Annotated in this window: 12 protein-coding genes; 7 read left to right on the plus strand and 5 right to left on the minus strand. The window is 71.6% G+C overall.

Annotation, left to right across the window (positions count from 1 at the left end; translation table 11 throughout):
* Positions 1-31: 31 nt before the first annotated feature.
* The 3 genes from ACWDEW_RS46840 (at position 32) to ACWDEW_RS46850 (ending at position 4,287) form a co-directional block, all read left to right on the plus strand.
* Positions 32-1,513, plus strand: coding sequence for an FAD-dependent monooxygenase (locus ACWDEW_RS46840; RefSeq protein WP_450522194.1), 1,482 nt, complete (start codon positions 32-34; stop codon positions 1,511-1,513).
* Positions 1,514-1,724: 211 nt separating this feature from the next.
* Positions 1,725-3,194: an MFS transporter gene (locus tag ACWDEW_RS46845; RefSeq protein WP_450522196.1), complete on the plus strand. Its 1,470-nt coding sequence runs from the start codon at positions 1,725-1,727 to the stop codon at positions 3,192-3,194.
* 34 nt (positions 3,195-3,228) lie between these two features.
* Entirely contained in the window at positions 3,229-4,287 is a 1,059-nt protein-coding gene (locus tag ACWDEW_RS46850; protein WP_450522198.1) for an LLM class flavin-dependent oxidoreductase, read from the plus strand.
* A 49-nt stretch (positions 4,288-4,336) separates the two neighbouring features.
* Here ACWDEW_RS46850 and ACWDEW_RS46855 read toward each other — a convergent pair whose 3' ends face one another.
* Positions 4,337-4,927: a TetR/AcrR family transcriptional regulator gene (locus ACWDEW_RS46855; RefSeq protein WP_450522199.1), complete on the minus strand. Its 591-nt coding sequence runs from the start codon at positions 4,925-4,927 to the stop codon at positions 4,337-4,339.
* 228 nt (positions 4,928-5,155) lie between these two features.
* Between ACWDEW_RS46855 and ACWDEW_RS46860 the strand changes: the two genes are divergently transcribed.
* The 4 genes from ACWDEW_RS46860 to ACWDEW_RS46875 all read left to right on the plus strand — a co-directional run bounded on the left by ACWDEW_RS46860 (position 5,156) and on the right by ACWDEW_RS46875 (position 11,026).
* A complete protein-coding gene (locus ACWDEW_RS46860) occupies positions 5,156-6,286 on the plus strand; it encodes an acyltransferase family protein (RefSeq protein WP_450522201.1) in 1,131 nt (376 codons plus the stop codon).
* A gap of 227 nt (positions 6,287-6,513) precedes the next feature.
* On the plus strand, positions 6,514-7,008 hold the full coding sequence (locus tag ACWDEW_RS46865) for a flavin reductase family protein (RefSeq protein ID WP_450522203.1): 495 nt from the start codon (positions 6,514-6,516) through the stop codon (positions 7,006-7,008).
* Positions 7,009-7,139: 131 nt separating this feature from the next.
* The gene (locus tag ACWDEW_RS46870; RefSeq protein WP_450522205.1) at positions 7,140-8,009 is read left to right on the plus strand and encodes an AfsR/SARP family transcriptional regulator; all 870 of its coding nucleotides are present in this window, start codon (positions 7,140-7,142) and stop codon (positions 8,007-8,009) included.
* A 101-nt stretch (positions 8,010-8,110) separates the two neighbouring features.
* On the plus strand, positions 8,111-11,026 hold the full coding sequence (locus tag ACWDEW_RS46875; RefSeq protein ID WP_450522207.1) for a helix-turn-helix transcriptional regulator: 2,916 nt from the start codon (positions 8,111-8,113) through the stop codon (positions 11,024-11,026).
* 68 nt (positions 11,027-11,094) lie between these two features.
* Here the strand turns inward: ACWDEW_RS46875 and ACWDEW_RS46880 are convergent, their stop codons facing one another.
* The 4 genes from ACWDEW_RS46880 to ACWDEW_RS46895 form a co-directional block, all read right to left on the minus strand.
* The gene (locus ACWDEW_RS46880; protein WP_450522209.1) at positions 11,095-11,307 is read right to left on the minus strand and encodes a ferredoxin; all 213 of its coding nucleotides are present in this window, start codon (positions 11,305-11,307) and stop codon (positions 11,095-11,097) included.
* 40 nt (positions 11,308-11,347) lie between these two features.
* Entirely contained in the window at positions 11,348-12,589 is a 1,242-nt protein-coding gene (locus ACWDEW_RS46885; RefSeq protein WP_450522210.1) for a cytochrome P450, read from the minus strand.
* A 2-nt stretch (positions 12,590-12,591) separates the two neighbouring features.
* A complete protein-coding gene (locus tag ACWDEW_RS46890) occupies positions 12,592-14,112 on the minus strand; it encodes an FAD-dependent monooxygenase (protein ID WP_450522211.1) in 1,521 nt (506 codons plus the stop codon).
* A 46-nt stretch (positions 14,113-14,158) separates the two neighbouring features.
* The coding region (locus tag ACWDEW_RS46895; protein ID WP_450522213.1) for an SDR family NAD(P)-dependent oxidoreductase at positions 14,159-19,533 on the minus strand (5,375 nt) is incomplete at its 5' end.

Raw genomic sequence — 19,533 nt, forward strand, 5'->3', positions numbered from 1 at the left:
CGGTCCCACTCAAAGCGCAGGAGGGTTCCGCATGGAACGCACCGTCGTCATCGCGGGCGGAGGCCCGGCCGGGCTGATGCTGGCCGCCGAACTCGGTCTGGCGGGCGTCGACGCCGTCGTCCTGGAGAAGCTGCCAGAACCGCCCAACTGGTCGCGTGCGCTGGGCCTGCAATGGGGTTCCATCGAGGCGCTCGACCAGCGCGGGCTGGCGGCCCCGGTCTACGAGTACGAGCAGGTGCAGGCCTTCGGGTTCGGCCTGATGCGGTTCGCCGGGCTGGAGCGGCACCTGGTGCCGCGCCGGGTGCCGCAGCGGCGGATCGAGCAGTTGCTGGAGGACCGGGTCAACGAGCTCGGCGGCGTCGAACTGCGCCGCGGGCACGCCGTGGTCGGCATGGTCCAGGACGACGACGGCGTGACGGTGACCGTGCGTTCCGAGGACGGTGAGTACCCGATCCGGGCGTCGTACCTCGTCGGCTGCGACGGCGGCGGCAGCACGGTGCGCAAGCTCGCCGGGATCGCGTTCCCGGGCACGCCGTCCACCACCAATGGCATCACCGGTGACCTGCTGGTGGACGAGGAGTCCCGGCTGCGGTTCGATCCGCAGCTCCTCCCCCGGGGCTTCTTCGCGTTGATCCCGCTGGAGACCGGCCTGGTCCGGATCTCGGCGGCGGAGTTCGACACCGAGCCGGTGAGCCGCGACATCCCGCCGACCGTCGAGGAGTTGGGCGAGCTGGTGGAGCGCCTCACCGGCCGGACGATCGACCTCGGTGAGCCGGTGCTGCTGTCCCGGTTCGGCAGCGCGACCCGGCAGGCCGAGCACTACCGCGCCGGGCGGGTGTTCCTGGCCGGTGACGCGGTGCACATCCACTTCCCGATCGGCGGCCAGGGGCTGAACACCGGTATCCAGGACGCGTTGAACCTCGGATGGAAGCTGGCCGCCCACATCCACGGCTGGGCCCCGGCCGGGCTGCTCGACTCCTACGAGTCCGAGCGGCACCCGGTGGGCGCCCGGGTCTGCATGAACACCCGGGCCCAGATGGCGTTGATGCACCCGCTGGACCGGATCGGCCCGCTGCGGGAGATGTTCGACGAGCTGCTCGGTCTGGAGGAGGTCAGCGAGCACCTGGTGCACATGATCACCGGGGTGGACATCCGCTATCCGATGCGTGGCGCGGACGGGCCCCTGGCCGGGGACCCGCACCCGCTGACCGGGCTGCGGGTACCGAACACCCCCCTGGTCACGGGTGACGGGGAGACCACGGTGGCGCGCACGCTGCACGACGGCCGCGGTGTGCTGTACGACCTGAGCGGCGGCGCGGCGTCGTTGCCCGACGTCTCCGGGTGGAAGGACCGGCTGGACAGGGTCACCGCGGCGCCGGCGGCCGGGCTGGGGGCGGCCGCGCTTCTGGTGCGGCCCGACGGCTATGTCGCCTGGGCGGACGGTTCGGGCGAGGACGTCGAGGGCCTGCTGCACGCCCTCCGCACCTGGTTCGGCGAGCCCTCCTCGACCTGACCGGCGGCCACGAAACCCCGCCCGCCAACTCCGTTGAGTCGTCACGTAGTTGGGTCGCGGGGCCGGACCGGGATGGTGCGATTGAAAACCGGAGGCATACTCCGTATCGTAACCAGAGCCACCCTCCGTTTAGTGGCTTCATGTCGTGCGGGCGCACTCCCGTCTCTCCACCCTTCCCTGCCGTTCGCGCCCGAAATCCCGTGGAGGACCCATGTCGACAGTCGAAACACCACCGTCCGGCACCGAGGCCCTGGAGGCCCGGCGCAACCATCCCGGTCTGGCCCTCACCGTCATCCTGGCCTGCCAGTTGATGGTCATCCTGGACGCGACGATCGTGAACATCGCGCTTCCCGACATGCAGGGCGCGCTGCACTTCTCGCCGACCAGCCTGGCCTGGATCATCAACGCCTACACACTGACCTTCGGCGGCTTCCTGCTCCTGGGCGGGCGGACCGGCGACATCCTGGGCCGCCGACGGGTCTTCACCGCCGGCATCGCGGTGTTCACCCTGGCGTCCCTGCTCGGCGGACTGGCCACCAGCGACACCTGGCTGCTGGCCGCCCGGGCGCTCCAGGGCATCGGCGGCGCCTTCGCGGCTCCGAGCACCCTCGCCCTGCTGAACACCAACTTCGAGGGCCCGGCCCGCACCCGGGCGTTCGCCATCTACTCCGCGGTCTCCGGCGCGGGCATGGCGGTCGGCCTGATTCTCGGCGGTCTGCTCACCGACTGGCTGACCTGGCGCTCGGTGTTCTTCGTCAACGTGCCGATCGGCCTGCTGATCCTCGTGCTCGCGCCGCTCTACATCCGCCAGCCCGAGCGCCACCCCGGCCGCTTCGACCTCTACGGCGCGCTGACCTCCACCCTCGGCATGGGCTCCCTGGTGTACGGGTTCATCCGCGCCTCCGAGGAGGGCTGGAGCGACGGACTGGTCCTGGGCTCGTTCGCCGCGGCGGTCGTCCTGCTGGCGACGTTCCTGGCCATCGAGACCCGCGCCGAACAGCCGATCACCCCGCTGAGGCTGCTGTCGCACCGCAACCGGGCGAGCGCGTACGTCAACATGCTGCTGCTGCCCGCCACCATGTTCGCGCTGTTCTTCTTCCTCACCCAGTACCTCCAGGAGGTGCTGGACTACAGCGCCATCATGACCGGTGTCGCCTTCCTGCCGATGGCCTTCACCCAGTTCGGCTTCGCCCTGGTGGCACGGTCGCAGCTGCCCAGGTTCGGCCCCAAACCACTGCTCACGGCGGGTGGTGTGCTGGTCACGGCCGGCATCGTCTGGCTGACCCAGATCGACGCGGGCGGCAGCTACCTGGGCTCGGTCGTCGGTCCGATGCTGCTCTTCGGCACCGGTTCCGGCCTCAGCTTCCTCTCCCTCAACATGATCATCCTCTCCGAGGTGAAGCCGGAGGAGTCCGGTGCGGCCTCGGGCCTGCTCCAGGCGATGCAGCAGGTCGGCGCGACGGTCGGGCTGGCCATCCTGGTCAACCTGTTCGCCAGCGGCCGCAAGGACGCCCTCAGCCACCCGCCGACCGGTGCGAGCCCCACGGCGCTCGCCCACTACGTGCTCTCCAAGGGCATCGCGAGCGCGGCACTCGGCGGTACCGCGTTCGCCGTCTGCGCGCTGCTGATCTCGGTGTTCCTGATCAAAGTGCCCAAGCCGGCGGCCCCGCAGGCCGATTGAGCCGTCCCGGCATCTCCGAAGGGAATCAGACATCATGACCGAACGTCAGGACCCCGAGCCGCAGGGTCCACGGCTGTCCGTCCTGGACTTCTCACCGGTGGTGAGTGGTGCGGGTCCGGGCCAGGCCCTGCGCGACAGTGTCACCGTCGCGGAACGCGTCGACCGGCTCGGATATCTGCGTTACTGGATCGCGGAGCATCACAACGCGCCCAATATCGCCAGCTGTTCGCCCCCGGTGCTCATCGACCGGATAGCCGCCGCCACCACCCACATGCGCATCGGCTCCGGCGGGGTCATGCTGCCCAACCACTCGCCCCTGGTCGTCGCCGAGCAGTTCGGCACGCTGGAGGCGCTGCACCCGGGCCGTATCGACATGGGGATCGGCCGGGCCTCCGGGACCGACCCAGTCACCGCGCGGGCGCTGCGCCGCACCACCGGGACCGATGACTTCGCCGAGCGTTTCGCGGAGCTCATGGGCTACTTCGCGGCGCCCGCGGACGGCAGCCCGGTGCTGCCCGTGACAGCGGTGCCCGCCCAGGGCAACCGTCCGCCGCTGTGGCTCCTCGGCTCCAGCCCCAACAGCGCCCAGGTGGCGGGGATGCTCGGGCTGCCGTTCGCGTTCGCGCACCACTTCAGCCCGGAGAACACCATTCCGTCGCTGAAGGCGTACCGCAGCGCGTTCACGCCCTCCGCCGATCTGGAGCGGCCGTACGCGATCGTGGCGGCGATAGTGATCGTGGCCGAGACCGACGAGCACGCCGAGTGGCTCGCCGGGCCGATGGCGCTCTCCTCGCTCCTGCAGCGCACCACCGGGATCACCGGCCCCTACCCCAGTCCGGAGGAGGCCGCGGCCTACCCCTACACCCCTCAGGAGCGGGCGTACGTCGCCCAGCGCATCGACGCGCACCTGATCGGTGGGCCCGAGAAGGTGCGCGCCAAGATGGCGGACTTCCTGGACCGCACCGGGGCGGACGAGCTGATGTCGGTCACGCTGATCCACGGACCCGACGACCGCGTCCGTTCCCTGGAGCTGCTCGCCGAGATCGCCGCGCTGCCGTCCCACGGCGTGGCCGTCGACCCGGCGTCCGTCTGACGCCTCCTGGCCACCGGGCCCGGCCTTCGCGGCCGGGCCCGGTCCGCCGTCAGCCGCGGGGAACCAGTCCCCGCAGCACCAGCTCCAGCAGCCGGTCCACCTGGTCGGTGTCCTCCGCGCCGAGCCGCGAGGCGAAGGCGACGCCGTTGGCCAGCCGCAGCAGCTCCGAGATCTGCACGTCGGGCCGGATGGAGCGGCTGCGCTGAGCCCGGCCGAGCAGTGCCTCGCCGGCCGAGAGCATCCGCACGTGGCAGTCGGGCGGCGGGCCCGCCTCGTCCCCCAGCCTGGTGCTCATCAGCGTCCCGGCGAGGCCCCGGTAGGTGGTGGCGTGTTCGGCGACCGCGCGCAGCCACTGCATCATGGCGTCCCCGGGGGCGGGGTCCCCCAGCAGGGTGGTGGCCTGCTCGCAGAGTCCTTCGATGGAATCGTGGAAGACCGCTTCCAACAGCTCCTGCCGGGTGGGGAAATGGCGGTAGAGCGTACCGATGCCGACCCCCGCCCGCCGGGCGATGTCGTCCAGCGACGCCTCGGTCCCGTGCTCGGCGAACGCCGCCCTGGCCTCGGTGAGCAGCCGGTCGTAGTTGCGCCGGGCGTCCGCCCGCATCGGGCGTCCAGCGGCAGTCGCTGCTGTCGCGTCCATCGGAACTCCCTGCGGGGTAGAGGCTGGGCGCAGCGCGACCGCCGCACCAAACGGAGACAGCCTCAGTTTATCTCCTTGCCTAAGGCGGCACTAAGGGTCGCCTTAGCCACTGCCGCGACTCTGCCCGCGAACCGCATCCGATCCTGAACCACCGGCGAAAGGGACAGCAACGCCATGACAGGAAAGGCCCCCACAGCCGACGGAACCCGGCTCCCCACCCTCACCGGAATGAGATTCATCGCTGCCCTGCTGGTCTTCCTCGGGCACGCCTCGGCACAGCACTTCTTCGCGGACACCGGCACGGACAAGGCGTACGGCAAGGCCGTGGAGGGCGCCGGCTACGTGGGCGTGTCCTTCTTCTTCATCCTGAGCGGATACGTGCTGACCTGGTCGGCCCGTCCCGGCGACACCGCGCCGAAGTTCTGGCGGCGCCGGGCGGCGAAGATCTATCCGAGCACCGTCGTGGCCTGTCTGCTCGCCATCGTCCTGCTGCGTGCCACGGACCAGCCGGTCACGGCCGGTGTCGCGGTCCCCAACCTGCTCCTGGTGCACACCTGGGTGCCGGACATCCCCACCTTCCTCGGTGTGAACACCCCCACCTGGTCGCTGGGGTGCGAGCTCTTCTTCTACGCGCTCTTCCCGGTGCTGCTCCCGTTGTTCCGACGAATCCCGGCCAATCGTCTGTGGCTGACGGCCGGACTCGTCACGGTGGCGATCGCGCTGCTCCCCGCGGTCTCCCGGCTGCTGCCCGGCACTCCGATGTTCCCCCCGCCGGTCTCGGAGCCGTTCCCGCAGTTCTGGTTCGTGTACGGGTTCCCGCCCGCCCGGCTGCTGGAGTTCGCCCTCGGCATCCTGATGGCGCTCATCGTCCGGTCCGGCCGTTGGGTGCCGCTGGGCATGGGACCGGCCGCACTGCTGGTCCTGGCGGCGTTCACCGGGCTGAAGTTCGTGCCGCTGCTGTACTCCGTCGTGGCGGTCGCCGCCGCGCCGCTCGCCCTGCTGGTCGCCGCGGCGGCCACGGCCGACACGGAGGGGCGGTGGTCGCCGTTCCGGGGCAGGGTGGCGCTCTGGCTCGGCGAGGCGTCGTTCGCGTTCTACCTGCTGCACCAACTGGTGCTGACCTACGGACACCGTGCCCTTGGGGCGACCCGCAGTTGGAGCACCCCGGGCGCCGTGGGCGTCATGCTGTTGCTGCTCGTCGTAGCGGTCGCGCTGTCCGGATTGCTCTACACCTTCGTCGAGCGTCCGGCGCTGCGTAAATTCGCCCGCTCCCGCCGGGACCGCGAGGCCTCCCGTCCCCAGCCGCCCGTGACCGGGTCCCCGGACACGGTCGCACCGGTCAGCGCCGACCGGCACTGACCTGCACCGACGAACACCGCTCGGCGAATGGCCCACCCGTGCGCGGGTGGGCCATTCGCCGAGCGCGGGGTTCCTCCGCACAAACACGTACACGGGACAGACGTTCGAGTATTCGTACGTAGTTTCCCCGATGGCACGCCGAACGATCTCTGACAGGATCCGACTTGTCCGGGCCCCACGAGTGTCCCGGACAACGGATCCCGTACCCGAACCGGGAGGAGGACCCTTTGGGCAGCCACCGCCCCACACCGGTGAACGCCTCGCTGTTCCGTTCAGTCTTCCGCCGCCACGCGGCCGGGGTGGCCGTCGTCACGGCCCAGGGCGCTCAGCCCGCGGGTTTCACCGCCACCTCGCTGACCTCGCTGTCCGCCGACCCGCCGCTGCTCTCCTTCGGGATCGACAGTTCCGGCTCCTCCTGGCCCACGGTCAGCTCGGCCGAGCACGTGGGTGTCCACATCCTCCACGAGGAACAGGCGCAGCTCGCGGCGAGATTCGCCCGCAGCGGGGCGGACCGCTTCGCCGCCCCCACCTCGTACCACACCGGCCCCCACGGGGTTCCGGTCCTCGACGACGTGCTGGCCCTGCTCGTCTGCCGGGTGGTCACCCGCGTTCCCGTCGGGGACCACACCCTGGTGATCACCGAACCGGTGCACGCGGAGTACCGCGACTCGGGCCGGCCGTTGCTCTACTGCTACGGGCGGTACGCAGCGCTGCGTACCTGACCGACACCCACGAAACGCACGAACACCCGCACAGAGAGACGCCCGGCCCCGGCAATGGCGACGGAGCCCGGCTGTATCACGCGGCGTGGAAATCGTTCGCGCCCGCATCGTCATTCTGGGGGAAACAAAAAATGCGCTACGAAATCCTGGGCAGTCTCCGCATCACCAACGGGGACAGCACCGCCTTCCTGAGCGCGCACAAGATCGAGGCGCTGCTCGCCACGCTGGTCATCCGCAGCGGCCAAGTGGTGTCCTCCTCCCACCTGATCACCGAGATCTGGGGGGACGAGCCGCCCCGTCGCGCGACCGCCACACTGCACGTCTACATCTCGCAACTGCGGAAGTTCCTGGGCCGGCTCGGCGTTCCGGGCGTACCCGTCGCCACCCACGCGCCCGGCTACGTACTCCAGTTGGGATCGGCCACGCTCGATGTGCACACGTTCCAGCGGCTGTTGCACGAAGGACGCAGGCACATGAAGGCGATGCGGCCGGCCGAGGCTTCGGCCGCGTGCACCGCCGCCCTCGACCTGTGGCGCGGCGATGCGCTCGGTGACCTGCGCGGCGGACCGACCATCCAGCGCTTCATCACCTGGGCCGAGGAAGCCCGGCTGGAATGCACCGAACTGCTCTACGAGGCGGACCTGGCCCGGGGCCGTCACCGCGAACTGGTGGCGCCGCTGTCCGCGCTCACCGTTCTGCATCCGCTGCGTGAGGCGTTCCACCAGCAACTGATGCTGGCGCTGTACCGATCGGAGCGCACCAGTGAGGCGCTCGGCGTGTACGAGTCCCTGCGCAGGACGCTCGACGACGAGTTGGGGATCGAGCCCTGCCGCGCACTGCGCGCGCTGCGCCAAGCCATTCTGGTCTCCGATTCGCGGCTGGATATCGCCCCTGCCGCACGGGTCCGGATAAAGTCACCCTCCGAACAAGCGGTGTGCGTAATTCCGGATTCATTTGAGAGAAGTCCTCTCGTCACGCCCGCGGGGCGCTGCGAGATTTGACGGAAATTTACCTTGTCGACACGGCCGACTGATACGGTCAACTCGTTTCTTCTTGGTCACGCGGCGCTTACCCTGGGCGGCAAGGGGGCATGAACGTGGTTATGTCGAGTCTCGTTTACGGCAACCAGAAGCAACACACGGATGTGCGGGCGGAGGAATTCCAACGTCTCACCTCAGCCATGGAAACGGTCCGGGAGAGTAAGGGCCTGGTGGTCCAACTGACAGGGGAACCCGGATCCGGAAAGACCCGATTACTGACTCTGCTGGCAGAGGAAGCCAGGTCCCGTGGATACACGGTCCTCCGGGCAAGTTGTACCGAATCCACTCGGAACAAGCCGATCCAAGGGTTCGCGCAGCTGCTCACCAGCGAATCGAGGTCGCCGGAATCCGGGACGCGGCTAAAGGAATCGGCCACACTGCTGCGCAGTCTGGTCGATTGTTCAACCGTAAACACAGGCCGCTCCCCGACGTACATTCCCGGGGACCCCCGGTGTCAACTCATGCACCGGGTGCGGAGCCTGCTGGAGGGCTGGGCGCAGAAGGGGCTCGTGCTGATCGTCGACGATCTGCACTGGGCGGACCCGGACACCCTGGAGGTCCTGGAACATCTGGTGAGCTGGCCGCTGAACTCCCCGGTCCTGCTGGTCCTCGCCCACCGGACCCGCCCCGCGCTCCACCCGCTGCACGCCACGCTCGCCCACGCGGCGGAGATCGGCACGGCCCAGCGGATCGAGCTCGCCCCGCTCTCCGTCGGGCAGAGTGCGGAGCTGGTCGGCATGCCCGCCGACTCGCCCGTACTGCATCATCTCCACCGGGCGAGCCACGGCAATCCGCTCTACCTGCTCGCCCTCGCCGAGGCTCACCACCGGCACGCCACCACCGGCTGCGGCACGCCCGACGAGCCGCCCGGCTGGCTCAGCAGCCGGCTGCTGAGCGAGATGACTCTCCTCACCGACGGCGAGTCCGCCGTTGCCGCCGCCGCTGCCGTGATGGGCGACACCTTCACCATGGAGGACGTCGAGGAGGTCGCCGAACTCGACGCCGACAGCACGTGCCGGGCCATCGACAGCCTCTGCCAACGGGACGTCTTCCGGCCCACGGACAACGGCACGCACCTGCGCTTCCGGCACCCGCTGCTGCGCCGGGTCATCCACGCGGACACGGACCCCTGCTGGCGTACGGCGGCCCAGCGCAAGGCCGTCGCCCTGATGGCCCGCTCCGGCACCCCCGCGGCCGAACTGGCCCCGCTGCTGGAGCAGATGCTGCCCGGTCCCGGTGACCAGGAGCGGGTGCTGTTCGCCCGCGTGGCCCGCGAGATCCTGGCCGACGACCCTGTCTCGGCGACCCGTCTGCTGCGGCTCGCCCTGCGGGCGCTGCCCGAGGGCGAGCCGCACGCCCTGGAGCGGACGGAGTTGATGAAGACGCTCGCGCGGGCCCTGGGGATATCCGGAGACCTGCGGGAGAACATCGGCCAGCTCCAGGAGATCCTCGGCCGGATCCCCTCCGAACCACGGGCGCCGCGGGCCCGGGCCGTCGCCTTCTACGGCCTGCTGGAGTGCGCGCTCGGCCGGCACGCCCAGGCCCTGTCGACGCTGGCCGGGGAACCCGGCTCGGCGCCCGCACCCGAAACGCCGGAGGCCGCCGCTCTGGCGGTCACCCAGCAGCTGGTCGCCTTCCTCTCCGGAATGCCGACGGACGACCAACGGCTCGGCGCCTCCCTCCGGTTCGCCCGCTGCCACGGGGACCGGGCCACCGAGACCGGGGCACTGGCCGCGCTCGCGCTGAGCCGGGTGGTCTCCGCCGGTCCCGAGCTGGTCGCCGCGGCCGTCGACGAATGCGCGGCGGCCGTCGACACCCTCACCGGGCAGACGCTGGGCGCACATCCCGAATACCTGGCCGCGCTCGGCTGGGCCGAATCCGTGGTCGGCCGCTGGCCGGCGGCGGAGCGCCATCTGGTCCGGGCGGTCGCCATGGCCACCGCCTCGCACGACACCCATCTGCTGGCGCCGTTCCTCATCAAACTCTCGTACGTTCAGTACCAGTTCGGACGCCTCATCGAGGCACAGCGGACGGCCGCCGAGGCGCAGCGGATCGCCGCGCGTCTGCGGCTCGACTTCCCGCTGCACGTCGCGACGGCGCTGGAGGCCGCGTACAGCGCCTCGATCGCCCAGGACGGGCCCGGCGCCCGCCGCGCGGCCGCCCTCACCGAGAGCGTGCTCTCGCAGCTCGGGCCCCGGGACAGTGCCTGGCGTACCTCGTCGGCCCTGTGGCTGGCCGACGCGGCGCGGGAGTTCATCGACCCGGACCACTGGACCACCATGGCGTCCGCCGTGTTCGGCGGACCGGGCCTGGCGCGGGTGCCGGCGTCGCTGCGCCCGCTCGGCTTCGAGCTGCTGGCGGAGGCCTCGGCCCGGGCCGGCCGACCGGACCCGGAGTGGGCCGTCCGGGCCGAGGCCGCCGCGTCAGATCCGGGCGCCCCGCTGCTCAGGGCGCACGCCCTGGCGGCCAGGGCGCATGTGCTCACGAGGTCCGGCACGGCGTCGGCCGCGGCCGACCGGTACCAGGAGGCCGCGAGGCTCTTCGCGGCCGCCGGGATGGCACGTCACCAGGCGCACACCCTGATCCTGGCCGCGCCCCGGCTGATCACGGCGGGACGCCGTCCGGAGGGCGGTTCCGCGTTGGACCGGGCCAAGGAGATCGCCCAGGCGAGCGGGGCGCGGTCGTTGCTGGCGAGGGTGGACAAGGAGCGGCGCCGACTGTTCGCCCAGCGCCGCGAGCCCCCGCGCGAGCCGTTCACGCCCGTGTCCGCCCCGGCCCCCGACACCCGGCTGACGGCACTGACCGACCGCGAGCACGAGGTCGCGAGCCTGGCCGGAGCGGGGAAGCGGACCCGGGAGATCGCCGAGCTGCTCCGGTTGAGTCCGCGTACGGTCGATGTCCATCTGACGCGTATCTACCGCAAGCTCGATCTGCACTCCCGGGCGGCGCTGGCGCGGTTCATGGCGCAGGCGGGCTGAAGACCCGCGCCGCTCGGCCCCCTTGACGGTCCGGTGCCCCGGGACGCTCTCGCGCCCGGGGCACCGGCCTATGCCACCGAGGCGTTCTCGTTCTCGTCGAGCACGATGGCCCGCTCGGGGCAGGCCCGCGCTCCGCGCCGGGCGGCGGCCTCCGCGCCCGGCGGCACTTCGAAGTCGCCCATCTCGTTGGTGCCCAGATCGCTCACCTCGTAGACACCCGGGGCCAGCGCGGCGCACATCCCGTGCCCCATGCACAGCCCTTCGTCGACGCTGCCTTTCATGTCGGAGTCCTCCCGCTGGTTGTCGGTCGCATCGGTCGCATCAGTCGAAGACGAGGTCGAGGTTGAGCAGCCCTCGCGACGGCGAGTAGTGACGGATCGGCTGCGTGCCCGGCGCCTTGCGGTAGCGCGGCAGCCGGGTGTGCCACTCCTCCAGGGCGATCTGGATGATCCGGCGGGCCACGTGCATGCCCAGGCAGCGGTGCGGGCCCACACCGAAGGCGAGTTGACGGGTCGACTCGCGCTCGAAGTCGACCTCGTGCGGGTTCTCGAAGACCTCGGGGTCGAGCCCCGACATCCCCCAGGACAGCAGCACCCGGTCACCCTTGCGCAGGGTGACACCGTGCCGTTCCACGTCCTGGGTCACCAGACGGCCGGTGGACGAGACCGGCTCATGACGGATCAGTTCCTGGACGATGTCCGGGATCCGATCGGGCTCGGACACGATCAGTTCCTGTACCTCGGGGTGGTCGCTCAGGTACTCGAAGACCATGCTCAGCGCGGACGTCGTGGTGTCCAGACTGGCCAGCATGGACACGAAGAGCGCGTTGACCATCTCGTCCTGGCTGGGCCGCCGACCGTCGTAGGTGGTCTTGAGCATCTGGCTGATGACGTCCAGCCGGCCTTCGACGCCCTCCTCGCGGCGGCGGTCGATCGCGTCGCTGAAGAAGAGCCACAGGGGCTGGTTCGCCTTCCGGATCTCCTCGTCCGTGTGCGCGTTCGGGATGCCCTCGCGGCGCAGCCAGGTCTTGTGGTCCAGCAGGGTCTGCAAGTGCTCCCGGCCGATACCGAAGTTGATGAGGAACGTCTCGGCGGGCAGCGCCGTCGCGAACTCGGAGACGAACTCGCACGAGCCCTTTCCGGAGATCCGCTCGATGGCGTCGGCCGCGGCCTGCCGGATCTGCGGGGTGAAGTGGTTGACGACGCCGGGGTTGAAGAGGCTCGACAGGGTCTGCCGCCACTTGCGGTGCTCCTCCCCGTCCAACTGGATGGGGATCATCTCGGCCGGGAAGATCCTCCGATGCGGGATGGCGACCTGCGCGCTGGAGAAGATCTCCGGGTTGCGGGCCGCCCACTCGATGTCCTCGTACCGGGTGAGTATCCAGAAGCCGCCGACCTCCTCGGAGCGCGCGATCGGCGTGGCTTCGCGCATCTCGTCCCACAGCGGCACCGGGTCCTGCTGGAGCCAGGGCTGGTACAGGCTCCAGCGCTTGATGCGCTCCTCGACGGTGGGCGGTGCCATGGGGCATTTCTGCTCGGCCGCCTTGGCCACGGAATCGGGCATGGTCATTCCTTTCCTGTCGATGTGCCGGCCGGTTCGCCGAACCAGGCGTGCAGGGCGGCTTCGAGGCCCTTGTCGTCGGAAGTCCCGTCGTCCGCCCACGCGATATGACCGTCGGGGCGCACCAGCAGCCGCAGGGCGGGCGGTACGGGGCCGGGGCCGGCCGGGGCGGCGGCGACGTGGTCCACCCGGTCCTCCCAGCCGTCTCCCCAGGAGGCCGCGTCTTCGGTGCCGCCCGTCAGGTCCAGGAGCAGGCCGCGGCCGGACGCGAGCAGCTGCCCCAGGCTCGTCGCACCGTCGGCCGTGGTCAGGGCGATGTCGGTCACCGGCTCGCCCACCAGCGGGTGCCACACCTGGCCCGCCGGGGCCCCGTCCGCGTCCGGGGGATAGCCGAAGGCGGCGGTCGCCTCCATGAGGTAGCGGTTGACCGATCCGAGGCCGATCAGCTCCTCCAGCATCTCCCGCAGCGGCGTCATCCGGTCCAGCGGGTGCATCAGCGCCATCTGGGCCCGTGAGTGGCGGGCGACCCGCTCGCCGACCGTGTGCCGTTCGTGGTGGTAGGTGTCCAGCAGGCCCGAGGGCGCCCGGCCGTTCAGCTCGGCGGCGAGTTTCCAGCCGAGGTTGAACGCGTCGTGCAGGCCGGTGTTGAGGCCCTGGGTGCCGGAGACGAACAGGCTGTGTGCCGCGTCGCCGGCCAGGAACACCCGGTTCTCGCGGTACCGCTCGGCGAGCGAGGTCCGGCCGCCGTACCGGTACGAGAAGTACGTCTTGACGATCTCCAGGTCCCGGCCGCTGACCCTGCGCACACTGGCCAGCAGTTCCTCCGTCGTGACGGGCCCGGATCCCTGCTCCGGCTCGGTGTCGAACTCGATCGTCATGAGGCGGGTCATGCCGGGCCGCAGCGGGATCGCCCCGAAGACGCCGTGCTCGTGCAGGCCGCTCTCGAAGAGGTCGTGATCGCCCTCGGACAGTTCGACGTCCGCCAGCACGCCGTAGTAGCTCTTGCCGCTGCCGGGGGCGGCCATTCCGGCCAGGGCACGCACCGTGCTGTCCCGGCCGTCGCAGCCCACGAGATAGGGCCCGCCCAGTTGGTACGTCCCCTCCGGCGAGCGGACCTCGACCTGGACCCCGTCCTCGTCCTGCGTGAGGCCCGTCAGTTCGTGGCCGCGGCGCAGATCGACACCCAATTCGGCCGCCCGGCCCGCGAGGAGCCGCTCCAGGCGCCACTGCGGGTAGGCGTGGGTGTATTCGCGTTCGCTCACTTCGGCGAGGTCCAGCCAGAGAAACCCGAAGGGGGTACGTGGCCAGGCGAACATCTCGTCCGGGCCGATGCGATCGGCGAGCCCCCGTAGCCGCAGCAGTTCCAGGGACCGGCCGTGGATCGCCATACCGGCCGAGAACTCCTCCGTGTCCGTCCTTTTCTCCAGGACGACAGGGCGAATTCCGGCCAGGGCGAGTTCGCTCGCCAGGAGCAGTCCGGCCGGGCCGCCGCCGGCGATCACGACGGTGTCGTTCATATCGGTCATTCCGACTCCTCTGGGTAGGCAAGGGGCAGGGTCCGGAAGGGGGAGTTCAGGAGTAACCGAGCTCGGAGTCGATGAAGTCGAATATCTCGTCGTCGGAGGCCTCGCCGAGTTTCTCTCCGATGTCCTCGCCCGGTTCCGGGGAATCCGCACGCGCCCCGTCGATTTTCCTCAGGAATTCCTGCATGCGGTTCACGATCCGGGAACGGGTGTCGCTGTCGGGTCCGGCCGCGGCGAATTCGCCCTCCAGGCGGTCGAGTTCGGCGAACACGGCCTGGACGTCGCCGTCCCCGTCCGGCCCGTCCGGCACCAGGTCGGTCCACAGCCGCTCGGCCAGCGCGCTCGGGGTCGGGAAGTCGAAGACAGCGGTGGTGGGGAGCCGGAGTCCGGTCGCCGCGTTGAGCCGGTTCCGCAACTCCACGGCGGTGAGCGAGTCGAAACCGATCTGTTTGAACGCCCTGTTGGCCGTCACCGCGTCCGGCGTCGCGTGGCCGAGCACGGCTGCCACCTGGGTACGGACCAGGTCCAGCAGCCGCTGCCGCTGCTCGTCCGACGGCAGCCCCGTCAGGAGCTCCGCCCACGGCTGCGGGGACGGCCCGGTGCCGTCGCCACCGGCGGCGGCCCGGCGCACGGGGGTACGGATCAGGCCGCGCAGCAGCGGAGGCAGGGTGGCGGTGCGGGCGCTCTCGCGCAGCGCGGACATGTCGAGGGGCACCGGCAGCAGGACCGGTTCGCAGGCGCTGAGCGCCCGGTCGAGGAGTTCGAGGCCCTGCTGGGTGGTGAGCGGGGCGAGGCCGAGCCGTGCCATCCGGGCCAGGTCCGCCTCATCCAGGTGGCCGGTCATTCCGCTGGCCTCGGCCCACAGACCCCAGCCGAGCGAGGTGGCCGGGAGGCCGGTGGCGTGCCGGTGGTGGGCCAGCCCGTCGAGGAAGGTGTTCGCGGCGGCGTAGTTGGCCTGTCCCGCGTTGCCCATGGTGCCCGCCAGCGAGGAGAAGAGCACGAAGGCGGACAGGTCCAGGTCCCGGGTGAGCCGGTGCAGGTTCCACGCGGCGTCCGACTTGGGGCGGAGCACCCGCTCGACCTGTTCGGGGGTCAGGCGGGTGAGCACGGCGTCGTCCAGCACGCCCGCGGAGTGGACGACGGCGGTCACCGGGTGTTCGGCGGGGATGCGGGCGAAGAGCTCCTCCGCGGCCGACGGGTCGGCGGTGTCACAGGCGACCGTGGTCACCCGGGCGCCGAGTCCGGTCAGCTCGGCCGCCAACTCGGCGGCGCCAGGGGCGTCCGGGCCGCGGCGGCCGGCCAGCAGCAGGTGGCGGGCGCCGTGCACAGCGACCAGATGCCTCGCGACGCGGGCCCCGAGGGTGCCGGTGGCTCCGGTGATCACGACGGTGCCGTCCGGGTCGAGCGGGGTCGGCAGGGTCAGGATCACCTTGCCGATCTGGCGCGCCTGGCTGAGGAACCTGAACGCGTCCGGGGCGCGCCGGACGTCCCAGGTCGTCACCGGCAGTGGGCGCAGCGCACCGCTCTCGAACAGCTCCCGCAGCTCTTCGAGCATCTCCTTGACCCTGTCCAGTCCGCCGTCCAGCACGTCGTAGGCCTGGTAGGAGATCCCCGGGTACGCGTCGGCGACCACGGAGGCGTCCCGGATGTCGGTCTTGCCCATCTCCAGGAACCGGCCGCCGGGGGCACAGACGCGCAGCGAGGCGTCCACGTACTCCTTGGCCAGGGAGTTGAGCACCACGTCCACGCCCCGGCCGCCGGTCGTGCGCCGGAAGTGCTCCTCGAAGTCCAGGGACCGGGACGAGGCGATGTGGTCGTCGTCCAGCCCGAGGGCGCGCAGGGTGCCCCACTTGGCGGGACTCGCCGTGGCGTACGTCTCGACCCCCCAGTGCCGGGCCAGTTGGAGGGTGGCCAGCCCGACGCCGCCGGTCGCGGCGTGCAGCAGCAGCGACTCGCCGCGGCCGATCCCGGCCAGGTCCCGCAGGCCGTAGTACGCCGTGAGGTAGACCACCGGGATGCCCGCCGCCTGGGCGAACGTCCAGCCCTTCGGCATCTTCGTGATCATTCGATGGTCCGTCACCGACACGGGTCCGACGCCGCCGTGGAGCAGCCCCATCACCCGGTCACCGGGGGCGAACCCGGTGACGCCGGGGCCGGTTTCCAGGACGGTGCCGGAGCCCTCGCCGCCCGGTGGACGGGAGTCGTCGGCCACCATGCCCAGCGTGATCAGGATGTCGCGGAAGTTGATACCGGCCGCGCGGACCCGGACCCGTACCTCTCCTTCGGCGAGCGGGCGGACCGCCTCGGGCGACGGTTCGAGCCAGAGGCCGTCCAGCGAGCCGGTGCCCCGGCTGGCGAGCCGCCAGTGCGGTTCGCCGGCCGGGATCGGCAGCGGCGGAGCGCTCGCGCGGGCGAATCGCGGTGCGAGCAACTCGCCCTGCCGCACGGCGAATTGGTCCTCGTCGCTGTCGAGCGCCGCCCGCAGGGTGCCGGTGTCCAGCGGTGCCCCGTCGAGGTCCAACAGCAGGAAACGGCCGGGGTTCTCGGACTGTGCGGAGCGCAGCAGCCCCCACAGGGCGGCCCCGGTGAGGTGGCGTACGGGGTCGCCGGGCCCGGTGCTGACGGCGTGGCGGGTGGCCACGACGAGGGTGGTCCCGGCGAACGACTCGTCCGCCAGCCAGCTCTGCAGCAGCGCGAGGAAGCGCGGCAGGACCTGCTGGACGGCGGCTGCCGGGCCCGGTGTGTCCGTGGCCGTGTCGGTGTCGCCGCCCGGGCCGTCCGTCGCGGGGGGTGCGCCGGTCACCAGCAGTGCCCTGGGCGCCGGGGCACCCGCCGCGAGGGCGTCCTTGAGCGCGGCCAGGCTGTCATGGACGCCGATCCGCTCCCCGGTCGCCGCCGTCGGCTCCCCGCCCACCAGGATTGCGGCGCTGTGGCCGCCCAGCAGCGCCCAGGTCTCCCCCGCGGGGGCCGGCGCGGTGCCGGACAGCCGGGCCGGTGTCCAGTCGAGCCGGAACAGCGCGTCGTCCTGCTCCGCACCCGTGGCCGCCAGCAACTGCCCGGCGTCGGCGGTCCGTACGGCCAGGGAGCCGACGGCGGCGACCGGGGCGCCCGTGATGTCGGCGAGTTGGAGGGAGACGGTGTCGGGGTCGTGCCGGGTCAGCCGCACCCGAAGCGCCGACGGACCGGCCGCGTACATCCGTACGTCGTTCCAGGCGAACGGGATCCGGATCGGCGGGGCCTGGTCCGGCGCCGCGTCTGCCAGCAGGTCGAGGGCCAGCGGGTGCAGGCAGGCGTCGAGCAGCGCGGGGTGGAGGCCGAAGAGCCCGCCGTCGCCCTGGGACTCCTCCGGCAGCCGCACCTCGGCGAAGAGGTCGTCGCCCAGCCGCCAGGCCGTCCGCAGCCCCTGGAAGACCGGGCCGTACGTGTAGCCGTGCTCTGCCAGCCGCTCGTACACCTCGTGCAGCGGGTACGGCCGCGCGCCGGGCGGCGGCCACGCCGCGAGGTCGAACGTCTCCGGTCGGCCGGTTCCGTCCGGTGCCAGGGTGCCGGTGGCGTGCCGGGTCCACTCGGCGCCCGGGGTGTGCCCGGGCCGCTGCTCCCGGGAGTGGACGTGTACGGCTCGGCGGCCGGAGGCGTCGGGTGCCTCGACGGTGACCTGGAGGTCGTAGGAACGCTCCGGGGCGAGGACGAGCGGGGCCTCCAGGGTGAGGTCCTCCAGTTCGGGCGCGTCGGTGTGCTGCCCGGCGTGCAGGGCGAGTTCGAGGAGCGCGGTGCCGGGGAGCAGCGCGGTGCCCAGCAGCGCGTGGTCGGCCAGCCAGGGGTGGGTGGCCAGGGAGACGCGGCCGGTGAACAGGATGGTGTCGCCGCCGGCGAGTTCGACGGTGGCGCCCAGGAGCGGGTGGTCGGCGGTCAGCTGTCCGAGCCCGGTCGCGTCGCTGATGGTGGTGGTGCGGTCGAGCCAGTAGCGGCGGCGCTGGAAGGGGTAGGTGGGCAGGTCGAGCCGGCGGCGCGGGGTACCGGGCAGGGTGACGGCCCAGTCCGCGGGGCCGCCGCCGGTCCACACGCCCGCCAGGCAGGACAGAAAGCGGTGCAGCGTGCCCTGGTCGCGGCGCAGCGTGCCGGTGGCGGTGACGGTCGCGGCGTCGGGGCCGGTGGCGGTCTCGACGGTCTCCTGGATGCCGATGGTCAGGACGGGGTGCGGGCTGGACTCGATGAAGCGGGTGTGGCCGTCGGCGATGAGCCGCCGGGTGGTCTCCTCGAAGCGGACGGTCTGCCGGAGGTTGCGGTACCAGTACGCGGCGTCGAGTCCGGTGGTGTCCAACGGACTCGCGGTCACGGTCGAGTAGAAGGCGACCCGCGCGGGCCGGGGCTCGATCCCGGCGAGTTGTTCGAGGAGCGTCTCGCGCAGCGTCTCGACGTGGGGGTGGTGGGAGGCGTAGGTGACGGGGATGCGCCGGGCGCGTATCCCCTCGTCGGAGCAGTGGGCCAGCAGGGCGTCCAGGGACTCGGCGGCGCCGGAGACCACAGTGGAGGCGGGGCCGTTGACGGCGGCGATCTGGATGTCGTCGTCCCACGGGGCGATCAGCCCGGCGACCGTGTCGGCGGCGAGCGGCAGGGAGACCATGCCGCCACGCCCCTCAAGGGCGGTGATCGCCCTGCTGCGCAGCGCGGCGATCCGCGCGGCGTCCTCCAGTGTGAGGGCGCCCGCGACATAGGCGGCGGCGATCTCGCCCTGGGAGTGCCCGATCACGGCGTCGGGCCGGACGCCGTGGCTCTGCCACAGCTGTGCCAGGGCCGTCATGACGGCGAACAGCGCGGGCTGCACCACGTCGACGCGGTCGAGGCCGGGTGCGCCGGGGGCCTGGGTGAGCAGGTCGACGAGGTTCCAGTCGGTGTGCGGGGCGAGCGCCGCCGCACAGGCGTCGATGTGGTCGCGGAAGGCGGGGGCGTCCTCGTAGAGGGAGGCGGCCATGGCGGGCCACTGCGAGCCCTGGCCGGGGAAGACGAACACGGTCCTGCCGGTCCCGGTGGCCGATCCCCGTACGACGAGCGGTGATTCGTGGCCCTCGGCGAGGGCGTCGAGGGCCGTCAGGAGAGCTTCGTGGTCGTGGTGCCCGGCAAGGACCACGGCCCGCTCGTCGTGCACGGCGCGTGCGCTGGCCAGGGTGAACGACACGTCGTACGGATCGGGCAGCTTCTCGTCCGTCTCCTGGTTCATCAGGAACTCGCGCAGCAGGGCTGCCTGGGCCCGCAGTGCCGTCCCGTCGCCGGCGGACAGCGGCCAGGCCACGACGGAGCCGGTGGCCGGTGCCCCGGGTTCGTTGTCGGTCCCGGTCTCCTCGCCGGTTTCCGTCTCCGCTTCCGCAGGCGCCTGTTCCAGGATGACGTGGGCGTTGGTCCCACTGACCCCGAAGGAGGACACCC

It is taken from the genome of Streptomyces sp. NPDC001100, assembly GCF_053598575.1.

What these genes read in the sequence shown, in the direction of transcription:
- ACWDEW_RS46890 (WP_450522211.1), bottom strand. Translation starts at nt 14,112, where the DNA reads ATGACCGATATGAACGACACCGTCGTGATCGCCGGCGGCGGCCCGGCC.
- ACWDEW_RS46870 (WP_450522205.1), top strand. Translation starts at nt 7,140, where the DNA reads ATGCGCTACGAAATCCTGGGCAGTCTCCGCATCACCAACGGGGACAGC.
- ACWDEW_RS46845 (WP_450522196.1), top strand. Translation starts at nt 1,725, where the DNA reads ATGTCGACAGTCGAAACACCACCGTCCGGCACCGAGGCCCTGGAGGCC.
- ACWDEW_RS46855 (WP_450522199.1), bottom strand. Translation starts at nt 4,927, where the DNA reads ATGGACGCGACAGCAGCGACTGCCGCTGGACGCCCGATGCGGGCGGAC.
- ACWDEW_RS46875 (WP_450522207.1), top strand. Translation starts at nt 8,111, where the DNA reads ATGTCGAGTCTCGTTTACGGCAACCAGAAGCAACACACGGATGTGCGG.
- ACWDEW_RS46880 (WP_450522209.1), bottom strand. Translation starts at nt 11,307, where the DNA reads ATGAAAGGCAGCGTCGACGAAGGGCTGTGCATGGGGCACGGGATGTGC.
- ACWDEW_RS46860 (WP_450522201.1), top strand. Translation starts at nt 5,156, where the DNA reads ATGAGATTCATCGCTGCCCTGCTGGTCTTCCTCGGGCACGCCTCGGCA.
- ACWDEW_RS46850 (WP_450522198.1), top strand. Translation starts at nt 3,229, where the DNA reads ATGACCGAACGTCAGGACCCCGAGCCGCAGGGTCCACGGCTGTCCGTC.
- ACWDEW_RS46840 (WP_450522194.1), top strand. Translation starts at nt 32, where the DNA reads ATGGAACGCACCGTCGTCATCGCGGGCGGAGGCCCGGCCGGGCTGATG.
- ACWDEW_RS46885 (WP_450522210.1), bottom strand. Translation starts at nt 12,589, where the DNA reads ATGCCCGATTCCGTGGCCAAGGCGGCCGAGCAGAAATGCCCCATGGCA.